The organism is Breoghania sp. (genome assembly GCF_030066895.1).
Classification (GTDB): domain Bacteria; phylum Pseudomonadota; class Alphaproteobacteria; order Rhizobiales; family Stappiaceae; genus Breoghania.
On the sequence record NZ_JASJAV010000029.1, the window covers coordinates 59,713 to 71,743 of the forward strand.

The 12,031-nt window shown below is 63.4% G+C and carries 12 protein-coding genes and 4 pseudogenes; all 16 read left to right on the forward strand.

Features of this window, described 5'->3' with window-relative positions; translation table 11 throughout:
- Positions 1-88: 88 nt before the first annotated feature.
- The 16 genes and pseudogenes from QNJ43_RS21905 (at position 89) to QNJ43_RS27635 (ending at position 12,031) form a co-directional block, all read left to right on the forward strand.
- Positions 89-371: pseudogene (locus QNJ43_RS21905) on the forward strand (sarcosine oxidase subunit delta).
- Positions 371-769 (forward strand): (2Fe-2S)-binding protein, encoded by a 399-nt coding sequence (locus QNJ43_RS21910; protein WP_300473097.1) that lies wholly within the window; start codon positions 371-373, stop codon positions 767-769. The pseudogene QNJ43_RS21905 and the gene QNJ43_RS21910 overlap by 1 nt, the downstream one beginning before the upstream one ends.
- Positions 759-1,037: an FAD/NAD(P)-binding oxidoreductase gene (locus QNJ43_RS21915; RefSeq protein ID WP_300473100.1), complete on the forward strand. Its 279-nt coding sequence runs from the start codon at positions 759-761 to the stop codon at positions 1,035-1,037. Before QNJ43_RS21910 ends, QNJ43_RS21915 begins: the two co-directional genes overlap by 11 nt.
- A gap of 4 nt (positions 1,038-1,041) precedes the next feature.
- Positions 1,042-1,956: a hypothetical protein gene (locus QNJ43_RS21920; RefSeq protein ID WP_300473102.1), complete on the forward strand. Its 915-nt coding sequence runs from the start codon at positions 1,042-1,044 to the stop codon at positions 1,954-1,956.
- Between the two features lie 24 nt (positions 1,957-1,980).
- A pseudogene (locus QNJ43_RS21925) lies at positions 1,981-2,124 on the forward strand (hypothetical protein); the annotation flags it as partial.
- A 125-nt stretch (positions 2,125-2,249) separates the two neighbouring features.
- On the forward strand, positions 2,250-3,377 hold the full coding sequence (locus QNJ43_RS21930; RefSeq protein ID WP_300473402.1) for a glycine cleavage T C-terminal barrel domain-containing protein: 1,128 nt from the start codon (positions 2,250-2,252) through the stop codon (positions 3,375-3,377).
- Positions 3,370-3,858, forward strand: a complete 489-nt coding sequence (locus QNJ43_RS21935) for a sarcosine oxidase subunit gamma family protein (protein WP_300473105.1) — start codon at positions 3,370-3,372, stop codon at positions 3,856-3,858. The genes QNJ43_RS21930 and QNJ43_RS21935 overlap by 8 nt, the downstream gene beginning before the upstream one ends.
- A 189-nt stretch (positions 3,859-4,047) precedes the next feature.
- Positions 4,048-5,949 (forward strand): NADH:flavin oxidoreductase, encoded by a 1,902-nt coding sequence (locus tag QNJ43_RS21940; protein WP_300473107.1) that lies wholly within the window; start codon positions 4,048-4,050, stop codon positions 5,947-5,949.
- A 4-nt stretch (positions 5,950-5,953) separates the two neighbouring features.
- Positions 5,954-6,699 (forward strand): annotated as a pseudogene (locus QNJ43_RS21945) (DUF3483 domain-containing protein).
- Positions 6,700-6,705: 6 nt separating this feature from the next.
- Positions 6,706-7,812, forward strand: a complete 1,107-nt coding sequence (locus tag QNJ43_RS21950) for a (Fe-S)-binding protein (RefSeq protein ID WP_300473110.1) — start codon at positions 6,706-6,708, stop codon at positions 7,810-7,812.
- A gap of 202 nt (positions 7,813-8,014) precedes the next feature.
- Complete coding sequence (locus tag QNJ43_RS21955) at positions 8,015-8,371, forward strand: hypothetical protein (protein ID WP_300473113.1); 357 nt, start codon at positions 8,015-8,017, stop codon at positions 8,369-8,371.
- Positions 8,372-8,494: 123 nt separating this feature from the next.
- Positions 8,495-8,698: a hypothetical protein gene (locus QNJ43_RS21960; protein WP_300473115.1), complete on the forward strand. Its 204-nt coding sequence runs from the start codon at positions 8,495-8,497 to the stop codon at positions 8,696-8,698.
- Positions 8,699-8,740: 42 nt separating this feature from the next.
- Positions 8,741-9,040, forward strand: a complete 300-nt coding sequence (locus QNJ43_RS21965) for an FAD-binding protein (RefSeq protein WP_300473118.1) — start codon at positions 8,741-8,743, stop codon at positions 9,038-9,040.
- On the forward strand, positions 9,033-9,764 hold the full coding sequence (locus QNJ43_RS21970) for an electron transfer flavoprotein subunit beta (RefSeq protein WP_300473120.1): 732 nt from the start codon (positions 9,033-9,035) through the stop codon (positions 9,762-9,764). The genes QNJ43_RS21965 and QNJ43_RS21970 overlap by 8 nt, the downstream gene beginning before the upstream one ends.
- Positions 9,765-10,156: 392 nt before the next feature.
- A pseudogene (locus QNJ43_RS21975) lies at positions 10,157-11,276 on the forward strand (aromatic ring-hydroxylating dioxygenase subunit alpha).
- A gap of 62 nt (positions 11,277-11,338) precedes the next feature.
- Positions 11,339-12,031 carry an FAD-binding oxidoreductase gene (locus tag QNJ43_RS27635; protein ID WP_346433095.1) on the forward strand — a complete coding sequence of 231 codons (693 nt, stop codon included), beginning with the start codon at positions 11,339-11,341 and terminating at the stop codon, positions 12,029-12,031.

Below are 12,031 nucleotides of genomic sequence, written 5' to 3' on the forward strand. Positions count from 1 at the left end.
TTGCCCGGACTGCGCCGGGCAATGACGGAGGAGGGGGCGGAGCCCGGATAGCTCAGTTTGAAGCGGCTTTCTCGAAAGGGGCCCAGTCATGCTCTTGATCGAATGCCCCTGGTGCGGGTCGGGTGACGAAATCGAATTCTCCTAATGGCGGGGAAGCCCATATCGCCCGGCCGGAAGACCCATCCGCGCTCACCGACGAGTAATGGACCGAGTTCCTGTTCATGCGCTATAATCCGAAGGGGGCGCACAAGGAACGGTGGTGTCATAGCGCCGGGTGCCGGCGCGGGTTCAATGTCGAGCGCGATACGGTGAGTTACCGGATCAATCGGGTCTATGCCTGCAATGCCGAGACGGTCGGGGAGGAACGGTGATGGCGGATTTGTGGACCTCTTCCGGCGGTCGCATCGACCGTGCCAATCCTCTCTCGTTCCGCTTCAACGACAAGCGGTATCAGGGGTATCAGGGCGATACGCTCGCCTCCGCGTTGCTGGCGAACGGGGTGCATCTCGTTGCGCGCAGCTTCAAGTATCACCGTCCGTGCGGCACCGTGTCGGCCGGATCGGAGGAGCCGACGGCGCTCGTTCAGCTTGAGACGGGTGCCTTCAGCGAGCCGGACCTTCGAGCGACCCAGATCGAGCTTTACGACGGACTAATCGCCGCGAGCAAGAATGCCTGGCCGAATGTCTCCCACGATGTGGGGGCAATCAACGACCTGTTCTCCAAGCTCTTCGTGGCGGGCTTCTACTACAAAGACCTTCATGCATCCTAAAAGCTTCTGGATGCGGGTCTACGAGCCGATCATCCGGCGCGCGGCAGGTTTCGGCGTCGCGCCCAAGGAGGCCGATTCTGACACTTACGACAAGATGCACGCCCATTGCGATGTGTTGGTCGCGGGCGCGGGACCTGCCGGTTTGATGGCGGCGCTTGAGGCGGCCAAGGCCGGGGCGCGGGTGATCATCGCCGATGAGCAGGCGGAATTCGGCGGCTCCCTTCTGGGCGCGGCTCGCGAGATCGACGGGGGGGGGGCCGGCTACTGAGTGGGTGGAGAAGATCCGGGCCGACCTCGCGGCCTTTCCGGAGATCCGGCTTCTGCCGCGCACGACGGTTGCGGGCTATTATGACCACAACTATCTGACGCTGGCTGAGCGTAAGTTCTATCATCTGGGGCGGGGCGCGGACGGGGTGCGCCAGCGGCTCTGGAAGGTGCGGGCCAAGCGCGTGGTTCTGGCAACCGGCGCGCATGAGTGGCCGCTGGTCTTTGCCGACAACGACCGGCCGGGGATCATGCTGGCGGGAGCAACCCGCACCTATGCCAACCGCTACGGCGTACTGCCGAGGCGTTGCGGCGTTGTCTTCACCAACAATGACAGCGCCTATGACGTCGCAATCGATCTGGCGAAGGCCGGATGTCGGATCGAGGCCATCTTGGACGTGCGTGTGCAGGCAATGGGTCCGGCAGCGGAGCGCGCCTTCGCGGTGGGGCTTCGCGTCATCTGCGGGGCCGCGATCGTCGGCGTGAATGGTACCAAGCGCGTGAAGGGCGTGGAGATTGTCCGGCTCGCCGCCGACGGAGAAACGGCCAGCGGCCCGGTGGAGCGGTTGTCGTGCGATTTCGTGGCAGCGTCGGGCGGTTGGACCCCGGCGGTGCATTTGATGTCGCAATCGGGCGGCAAGCTTCTATATGACGATGAAAAGGCCTGTTTCGTACCGGATCGCTCGGTGCAGGCCGAAAGCTCGGCCGGGGCCTGGAACGGAGCCTTTTCGCTTCTCGGTGCTCTGAGCGAGGGCGCTGCGGCCGGTCGTGCGGCTGCCGAGGCTGCTGGGCTGACCCCGGCGAAGAGAGCCGCGTTTCCGAAGGTGGAGGCGGAAGAGCCTCAGCCGATCCATCCGCTTTGGATCGTTCCGGGCAAGAAGCCAGTCGGGTTCGGCAAGGCGAAGAATTTCGTCAACGTTTAGAATGACTTGACGGCGGCCGACGTCATGTTGGCCTCGTGGGAAGGGTATCGCTCGGTCGAGCACCTGAAGCGCTACACGACGACCGGCATGGGTACCGATCAGGGCAAGACCTCGAACGTCAACGCGCTGGCGATTCTGTCCCGCACACTTTCAAGCCCGATCCCGGCGGTCGGAACCACGACCTTCCGTCCACCCTACACGCCGGTGGCCTATGGCACGCTCGCCGGGCGGGACGTTGGCGAGTTGTCGGATGTTGCCCGCGTAACGCCGATGCATGGCTGGCACGTGGCGCGATCTTCGAGGATGTCGGCCAGTGGAAGCGGCCCTGGTACTACCCGAAGAACGCCGAAAGCATGCAGAATGCGGTGTCGCGCGAATGTCTGGCAGTCAGAAATAGCGTCGGCGTGCTCGATGCGACGACGCTCGGCAAGATCGACATTCAGGGCCCGGATGCGGCCGACTTCCTCAACCGCGTCTACACGAATGCCTGGTCGAAGCTCGACATCGGGCGGTGTCGATATGAGATCATGTGCAAGGAAGACGGCATGACCTTCGACGACGGCGTGACCTTGCGGCTCGGCGAAAACCACTTCCTGATGACGACGATCACCGGCAATGCGGCCGCCGTGCTCGACCGGCTGGAGGACCACCTTCAGATCGAATGGCCGGATATGAAGGTCTATCTGACGTCCGTGACCGGGCACTGGGCAATCGCTTCCATCGCTGGGCTGAAGGCGCGCGGTCTGATGCGCGATCTGGCACCCGATCTCGATCTCTCTGTTGAGGCCTTCCCCTTCATGTCGATGAAGGAAGCAACGGTCGCTGGGATCGAGGCCCGCGTCTACCGGATCAGCTTCACCGGGGAACTCTCCTTCGAGATCAACGTGCCCGCCTATCAGGGTATGGCGCTGTGGGAGGCAATCTTTGCGGCCGGGGAGAAAATACGATTGACGCCCTATGGCACGGAGACGATGCATGTGTTGAGGGCGGAGAAGGGGCTCATCATCGTCGGGCAGGAGATCGACGGCACGGTGACGCCCTACGATCTCGGTCTCGACTGGATCGTCTCGAAGAAGAAGGCCGATTTCGTCGGCAAGCTGTCCTGCTCGCGGCCCGACACGGCGCGCGACGATCGCAAGCAACTGGTCGGGCTTCTGACCGACGACCCGAACGAGGTTCTGCCGGAAGTTGCACAGATCACCGAGGAAGCTGACGGCACGCCGCCCGTGTCGATATTGGGTCGCGTCACCTCCAGCTATCACAGTTCTACGCTCGGCCGCTCCATCGCGCTTGCCGTGATCAAGGGCGACCGGAACCCGATGGATGCGACGGTTCATGCGTCGCTCGGGGACAAAACCTTGCTGTGCAAGGTGGTGGCGTCGATCTTCTTTGATGCCGAGGGAGAGCGTCTCAATGGCTGATGCGATTATGACGAGCGATATGCGCGCCGGAGCGCTAACCCGGCCGTTTGCGGGGCTGGAGCCGTTTGTCGAGGCCGGACCTCTGACCCTTCGCGAGATGCCGCTCGGCGGGCAGATCGATCTTCGCGGCGACCCGAAGAATGCGGGCTTTTTGGAGGCCGTCGCCTCGGTTCTCAGCTGCGCTCTGCCGCTTGCGCCCAACACGGCGGCGCAAGGGCGGGATGTCTTGGTGCTCTGGCTAGGGCCGGACGAATGGCTGGTGCTGAGCGCGCCGGGAATGGAGACGGGTCTCGTCGGATGTCTCAGGGAAGCGTTCGGCGACCGCCATTGCGCCGTGGTCGATGTGACGGGCAACCGGACGATCTTCCGGCTTTTGGGCGCTGGGTTGCAGTCTCGATCTGCATCCCTCGTAATTCGCGTCCGGTCAGTGCGCGCAGACGCTTCTGGCGCGTTCGGGCGTGATCCTTGTCCAGATCGATGACGTCCCTACCTTCGATATTCTGCCGAGGCGCTACTTTGCCGAATATCTCTGGCGCTGGCTGGAGAATGCGATGGGGGAATATCGGTAAAAAGTGCGGCGGTCTGTCGCAATTGGCGCAAAACTTGTCGCAAAGGGATGTGAAGGCGTTCGGTCGCGATTTCAAACTCGTATCGTGAAAGGAAGTTGCCGATGTCCGCTCCGCACGATGCCCTGCTCCGGCCTTTGACGATCAAGGGGCTCACGATCCGCAACCGGATCATGAGCACCAGCCACGCGCCTTCCTACGGCAAGGACGGTCGCCCGCAGGAGCGCTACCAACTCTATCACGAGGAAAAGGCCCGGAGCGGTATTGGCCTGACCATGTTCGGCGGCTCTTCCTCCGTTTCGCCGGACAGCCCGGCGACGCCGTGGAACCAGATCTCCATCGCAGATGACGGCGTGATTCCGTATTTTCGGGAGTTCTCCGATCGTATCCATGCCCACGGCGCGGCGCTGATGAGCCAGCTCACCCATATGGGACGGCGCACGTGCTGGGATACAGAAAACTGGCTGACGACGACAGTTTCTCCCTCGCGCGAACGCGAGCCTGCCAGCCGCTCTACCCCGAAGGAGATGGAAGATACCGACATAGCGCGTGTGGTGCAGGATTTCGCCGCCGCCGTGCGCCGCTGCAAGGAAGGCGGGCTCGACGGGTGCGAGTTCTCCGCCGCCCACGGCCATCTGATTGATCAGTTCTGGAGTCCGTCGTCGAACAAGCGCAGCGACAAGTACGGCGGAAGCTTGGAAAACGGCATGCGCTTTTCCATCGAGGCGCTGGAGGCGGCGCGCGAAAGTGTGTGCGACGATTACATCATCGGCATCCGCATGTCGGGTGATGAGTTGATCGACGATGGGCTCAGCCATGAAGATTGCCTGATCATCGCCCGCACGCTGATGGAGCGCGGGCTGGTCGATTTCATCAATCTCATCGGCGGGCAGGCGCGCGATCATCTGGCCCATGCGATCTCGCTGCCCAACATGTCCTTTCCCGTCGCGCCGTTTCTTGCACTGGCGAGCGCCATCAAGCGCGAGGTCGGCGTGCTGGTCTTCCATGCCCAGCGCATCACGGATCTGGCGACGGCCGGACGTGCGGTTTCCGAAGGCCATATCGACATGGTGGCGATGACGCGGGCCCATATCGCCGATCCCCATATCGTCAGGAAGCTGATGGAAGGTCGGGCCGACGATATCCGTCAATGCGTCGGCGCGGGCTACTGCATCGATCGCATCTATGCCGGGGGCGATGCGCTGTGCATTCAGAACGCGGCACCGGGCGGGCAGGTCTCTATCGCAGCCAAAGCGACATGGCGCGAGGCCCTGTCGGGCATCACCTGCTGGCTTGCGCAGCAGGCGGAGAATAAGGGCGTCGAGATGCGGCTCAGAGAAGCCGCGACCGCAGAAGCGATCTCGGCCGAGACACCGGACGTGGTGCTGATCGCCACGGGCGGGATGGCGAACCGCGGTTCCATACCCGGCGCGGAGCTTGCGCATACGATCTGGGAGATGCTGACGGGTGCGGTGGAGCCTGCGGAAAACATTCTCATCTATGACGGGATCGGTCAGCATCAGGCGCCGTTTTGCGCGGAGATGCTGGCAAAGCAGGGGGCGCTCGTCGAGATCGCCACGCTCGACCGGATGATCGGCGAGGAAATCGGCGTCACAAATCAATCCGTTCACCTGCGTGAACTTTACAAGCACGGGGTGATCTTCTCGCCCAACCTGCAGCTCACTGAGATCTATATGGAGGGTAACAAGCGGGTGGCGGTGCTGCGCAACGAATTCACGCTGGAGGAGGAGGAACGGCTCGTCGATCAGGTGGTGGTCGAATACGGCACCTTGCCCGAGGACGGGCTTTATCACGACCTGAGAGAAACGTCGGTCAATCGCGGCGAGATGGATATCGATGCGCTTCTGGGCGATCGTCCGCAGCCGTCGGTCGAAGGGTTGAACGGGGCGGGCGGCTTTGCGCTTTTCTATCTGAGCGATGCGGTGGCAAGCCGCAACATTCACGCCGCGATATATGACGCGGCGCGGCTGTGCAAGGACCTGTGAGACCATGGTCGCGGGGCTCGTCAGTTGGGCTGTCATCGCGTTGCTGGTCGCGGGTGCATCGCTCGCCGCGCTCTATTCGCGGCGCTGGCGGGCGGGGGCTGCGGCGGAGGTCGATCTGGTCGCCGGGTTCAAGGCGCTGCCGAAGCGCTATCTGGTCGATGTGCATGACATTGTCGGCCGCAAACCCTTCAATGCGCGGTTTCATGCGCTGACCGCCGGGGGCTTTCTTGCCTCGTTGGTCCTGATCGTTCTGGCCGTTTTGCCGAGATTGGGCGGGGCCGTCGTTTGGGCGCTGGCGGGGCTCGCTCTTGCGGTGATGCTTGCGGGGGCGCTGATGGTCGGCTAGCGACGGCAGGTGTCGCGGCCGAAAGAGCTTTCAGGCGAGCGGTTCGCGCGGCTGCCGTTCTCGTTGCTTGCCTATGCCGTCGGGCTGTTTGTGGTCGCAGTCGATCGTGTTGCCGGCGGTGTCCTGCCTCAGCCGGTGACTGCGGCCTTTGCCGTGCTCGGCCTTCCGTGGGGGGGGACCTCGTGCTGGGTGTTGGGCGCGGACCGTTGAAACATGCTGTTCACGGCGCGCTGTATCTCGTTGTCCATCCGCGCGCCAACCGGTTTTCCGACAAGAGGCGCAGCCGTGAGACGGCTCTCCATCCGCTTAATCTGAACGATCCGAAGCTCGGCACGGAAGTGCCGCTCGATTTTGCCTGGAACAGGCTTCTGGGGTTCGAGGCCTGCGTCCAATGCGGGCGGTGAGAGATCGTGTGCCCGGTCTATGCGACGGGCTTGCCGCTGAACTCGAAGGCGATGATCCAGGATTTCGTCGGAGCGTTGGGAGACGGGTCGACCGGCTATGCGGGGCATGGGCATCCGGGGCGGGAACCGTCAGGACAAGGCGAGCCGCTGCTGCCGGTGGGTCGGTGGGTCGGTGGGGGGCGGCGATCCACCCGATACGCTGTGGGCCTGCACCACGTGCCGGGCCTGTGTCGAAGCCTGTCCGATGATGATCGAGCATGTGGATGCGGTCGTCGATCTGCGCCGGTTCGAAAGGCAGCAGGCGTTCTGGAAGAATTGCGCGCAGCCGATAATCCCGGCGGATTGCCGCTCTCCCGCCGGATCGACTGGGCCTCCGATCTCGCGCTGCCACTGGCCGGTGAGCGGGACGGGGTCGACGTGCTGCTATGGCTGGGAGATGAGGCCTTTGACCTGCGCGGTCAGCAATCTCTGCGCGCTTTCATCAAGCTTTTGCACAAGGCGGATGTCGATTTTGCGGTGCTCGGCGAAGAGGAGCGCGATTGTGGCGATCTTGCCCGCAGGCTCGGTGACGAAGCGACGTTTCAGGATCTCGCACGCCGGAACATCGCGACGCTGGAAGGCGTGTCCTTCAAGCGTATCGTGACGATGGATCCGCACGCCCTGCATGTGCTTCGCAACGAATATCCGGCCTTCGGCGGCGTCTTCGATGTCGTCCACCACACCCAATTCCTGCTGGATCTGGTGGAGGAAGGACGGCTGACGCTCAAGGGCCTGCCGGAGGCGCTGACCTATCACGATCCCTGTTATCTCGATCGTTACAACGGCGAGAAGGACGCGCCGCGCAAGCTGCTCGATGCACTCGGTGTGGAGCTTCGCGAGATGGAATTTTCGGGCAAATTCTCCCGCTGTTGCGGCGGTGGGGGCGGGGCGCCGGTGACCGATATTGCCGGGGATCGGCGCATTCCGGACGTGCGCATGGATCAGGCGCGAGAAACCGGGGCCGCTTGCGTTGCTGTCGCCTGTCCGAATTGCACGGTGATGCTGGAAGGCGTGGTCGGGCCGCGCCCGCAGGTTCGCGAAATCACGGAATTGGTGCTGGAGGCCGCGATATGAGAGTACGCCGGGATCCAAGACGTGAGCGCGAAGAGAGGCGGCAGACCGGATGCGCGCGTCTGCGTTTCGCTCTGTCCGCATTGAAGTCGTCGAGCGCCCGGGTGCGGCGCGAACCTCGCCTGTTGCGTCAGGCCGCGCGGTTTCCACAGCGCCGCGTCTGAGGCTTGCATGGCGCGGAGTCGTTCCCGCGCGCGAGACAGGCGTGGCAATCGCGGCCCGCACGCCGGTGGAAACGGTGCATGTCATTTCCGATCCCGCGTTCCATGTGCTCGTCGTGCTCGACATGGCGGACGGCGGGTTGAGCGAAGCGGATCGTCAACTGATTGCGGCCGGCCGGGTTCTGGCGAATGTGGGCGGCGGGGCTGTCTGTGCTCTGCCGCTGGGCGGCGACGGCGATTTCGGACCCACCGGGGGGGATCGCGTCATGAGCGCTCTGCTGGAGGATGAACGGGCCTATGATCCGGAAGGGCGGACGGCCGCCGTACTTGCCGCGATCACGGCTCTCTCTCCCCGCCATGTGGTGTTTGCCGAGACGCCAGATGGGGGCGATATCGCGTGACGGGTGGTGGCGCGGTTGGGAGACCGTTTGTTTTCCGGTGTAGAGACCCTGGAGTCGGGAGCAAACGGCGAGATGCGCGGAGTGCGCAAGGCGGATGGTGGGCGCCTCGGATAGTCGGCAACTTTGCCGCGTCTTCTCTCTGTCGTGCCCTATGCTTTTCCAGCCCATCACGGTGCGCCGCATGAGGGCCGCGTTGCCGATGCGCCGTCGCTTGAACCGGCCGAGAGACGCATCGTCAGTGCCCGGCGTCTGCCGATCGATCCCGATACGGTCGCGCTGGAAGAAGCCGATTTCCTGTTGAGCGGCGGAAACGGCGTGACGGATTGAGACGTCTTCGCCGATCTTGCCGCAGCGCTTGGCGCGACGCGGGTGGGCAGTTGGGTCGTGTGCGATCAGGGGCACTTGCCGGGTGAACGGCAGGTCGGAGCATTCGGCATACTGGTGACGGCCGGGTGCTATTTTGCGCTGGGGATTTCCGGCGCGCCGCAACACTTGCAGGGGATCACGCGGGTCGGCAGCGTGATTGCCGTCAACACCGATCTTCATGCCGAGATGATCAAGCGGGCGGATCTCGCCATTGTCGCCGATGCGCAGGCCGTCATGCCCGCACTTCTGCGACTGCTGACTGAGTGGCGGGGACCGAACGATGTGGGCAGGAGCGATGATTAAGGTCGCGGTGCTTCTCTCGCTCGTTCTCCATCCTGCAAGCGGGCTGGCGCGGTGCGCCGGGCTCGATGCCCGGGCGCTGGAACTGGCTCTGCGGATGCCGGGCGCGGAAATCCATGCCGTTCACGCGGGCGATCCTGAAGCCCCGGCCTTGCGGGATTATCTCGGCATGGGGCTTGAGAGCTTGACTGTTCTGGCATGCTCTGCCGGATGCGATCCGGTTCCGGCACTGATTGCGCGGTTTCGGGAGATAAAGCCCAATCTGGTACTGACGGGCATGCGGGCGGAGGCAGGTGAACAGAGCGGGATGGTGCCCTATCTGATCTCCGAGGCGCTGGGCACGTCGCTCTTGTGCGATGCGGCGGATGTCGCATGCGAGGGGGAGACGGCGCGCGTGGTGCAGGCGCTTTCCCACGGGCGTCGGCGGGAGGTTTCTGTCCGGCTGCCATCGGTTCTGCTGGTCAACGAGGCGGGGCCGGTGCCGCGGGCCCCGGCCTTTGCCAAGGCACGGCGCGGGCAGATCCTGTCCTTTGCAGCTTCAAATCCGGATGATGCCTTTCTGGCGGCAAGCGAGATGCATCCCTGGTGGGCCCGGCCGAAGCGAATGGCGATGCCCGGCGGCGGATCGGCGCTGGAACGGATGAAGGCGATGACGGAGGCCAAGGCCGGGGAGGGGCGGCTTCTGGTCGGGCCTCAGCCTGAAGAGGCCGCCGCCGCCATATTATGACTATCTTGCCGGCAAGGGCGTTCTGCCGCTTGAGGAGGCGGACAAGGGACGCTCCTGACGAGCGCATATCCCTTTGCGGCACTTGCGAGATCCGCAAGGTCGTTTGAGCTCTTGTTTTGTGAAATTTGTCGGTTCCAGAAAACACTCTGTCGCAAATTCATACGCGGGCGTCTTTTTGAGGGCGGACAATCTGTCGCAGTTCAGGTTCCCACGCGAGGGGAGAGTGATCTGCATGACGGGTCAACCCTCCATCGAGGCGATGCTGCAACGCCGCATTCCGGGCTACAGCGCTTGAAGCGCCGCTCTATACGCGCGCCGATTTCTTCGACCTCGATATGGACCTAATCTTCCACCGGCACTGGATCTTCGTCGGCGTGGAGCCGGACGACTGCATGACGGTCAAGGTGGGCGCGAGTCCCGTGCTGATCCTGCGTGGCGAGGACATGGAAATCCGCGCCTTTCACAATGTCTGCCGCCATCGCGGGGCGCGTCTCGTCACGGGGCCGAAGGCGACGATCGGCAACATCGTGTGCGCCTATCACGGCTGGACCTACGGCGAGACGGGCGAGCTGTTTTTCGCCGAGCACATGGGGCCGGATTTCGATCATTCCTGCCATGGGCTGAAGCCGGTGCATCTGCGCACCCTGGCCCTGGCCGGGTTGATCTTCATCTGCCTGGCTGAGGAAGCGCCCGACGATTTCGACCGGATGGCGGAGGCCGTCACCCCCTATATCGCGCCGCACGACATCGCCAATTCCAAGGTCGCCTATTCCTACGATCTCATCGAAGACGGCAACCGGAAGCTGACGATGGAGAACAATCGCGAGTGCTATCACTGCGCGATCAACCATCCCGAGCTGACCGTTCCGCTGCAGGAATACGGTTTCGGTTTCTCGCCCGACGATATTGACGATTACCGCCGGGCGGATATCGCCAAGTATCAGGCGGAACTGGAGGTCGCCTATGCGCGCTGGGCCGGACTGGGCCTGCCGTCGGATGAATGCGAGGCGCTGGACAATACCACCGGCTATCGCACGCGGCGGCTGGTGCTGATGGGAGCGGGCGAGTCCCATACGCTCGATACGCGGCGCGACTCGAAGAAACTTCTGTCGAATTTCAAGGATGCGCGGCTCGACGGGCTGTCCTTCTGGACGCATCCGAATTCCTGGTATCACTTCATGGCCGATCATGCGGTCACCTTCATGTGCATGCCGCTCGGGCCGGACCGCACTCTAGTGCGCACCAATCGGCTGGTTCACAAGGATGCCGTGGAGGGCCGCGACTACGATCTGGAGAACCTCATTCCGCGTCTGGATGATGACCAACCAGCAGGACGCGGATCTGGTCGCGCTCGCCCATACCGGCATCGCGCAACCGGCCTATGAGCCGGGGCCCTATTCGCGCTTTACCGAGAGCTTCGTGGACAAGTTCTGCCAGTGGTACGTCGATCGCATGTCGGCGTACCTGTTGAATGCGCTGGCACTGGTCGAAGACACGGTGGCGGGGGAATGACGAGGGAAGGCCCTGGCGCCGATATTGCCGCCGCCGGATCCGGGCAAGAGGATGAGCCCGCCATGCTGTTGCAGCCGCCGCCTTCGGAAACGAGGGAATTTCAGGCCGTTTTGCCCGAGTGGAACCCGGATGTGGACGACGTGCTTGTCTGTCACCAGATCCGCGAGGAGACACACGACGTCAAGACCTTCATCTTTTCAGAACGTTACCATTGCCAATTCCGTTTCCAGTCGGGGCAGTTCCTCACCCTCGATCTGCCGGTGGATGGCTGGAAGATCCAGCGTTGCTACACCATCTCCGCATCCGCCGCGCGGCCCTTCCGGGCGACGATCACGGTCAAGCGCGTTCCCGGCGGGATCTGTTCCAACTGGCCGCACGACAATCTGAAGCCGGGCGACGAGATCCGCGCCGTCGGGCCGATGGGCGATTTCGTTCCCGACCTTGATACGGAGCGGAAGTGGCTGCTGTTGTCGGCGGGAAGCGGCATCACGCCGTTGATGTCGATGGCGCGCACGAGCGCGGATCTCGGTGACGATCGCGACATGATCTTCGTCCATGCGGTCCGCAGCCCGCGCGACATCATCTTCCGTCAGGAACTCGACATGATGGCGCGCCAGCAGGAAGGCATGCGGCTTGCGCTCATCTGCAAGAACCTCTCGCAGGAAAAGAGCTGGCTCGGACTGACCGGGCGGTTGTCGAGCGTCATGCTGCAGCTCATCGCGCCCGATCTCGACGAGCGCGAGATCTATTGCTGA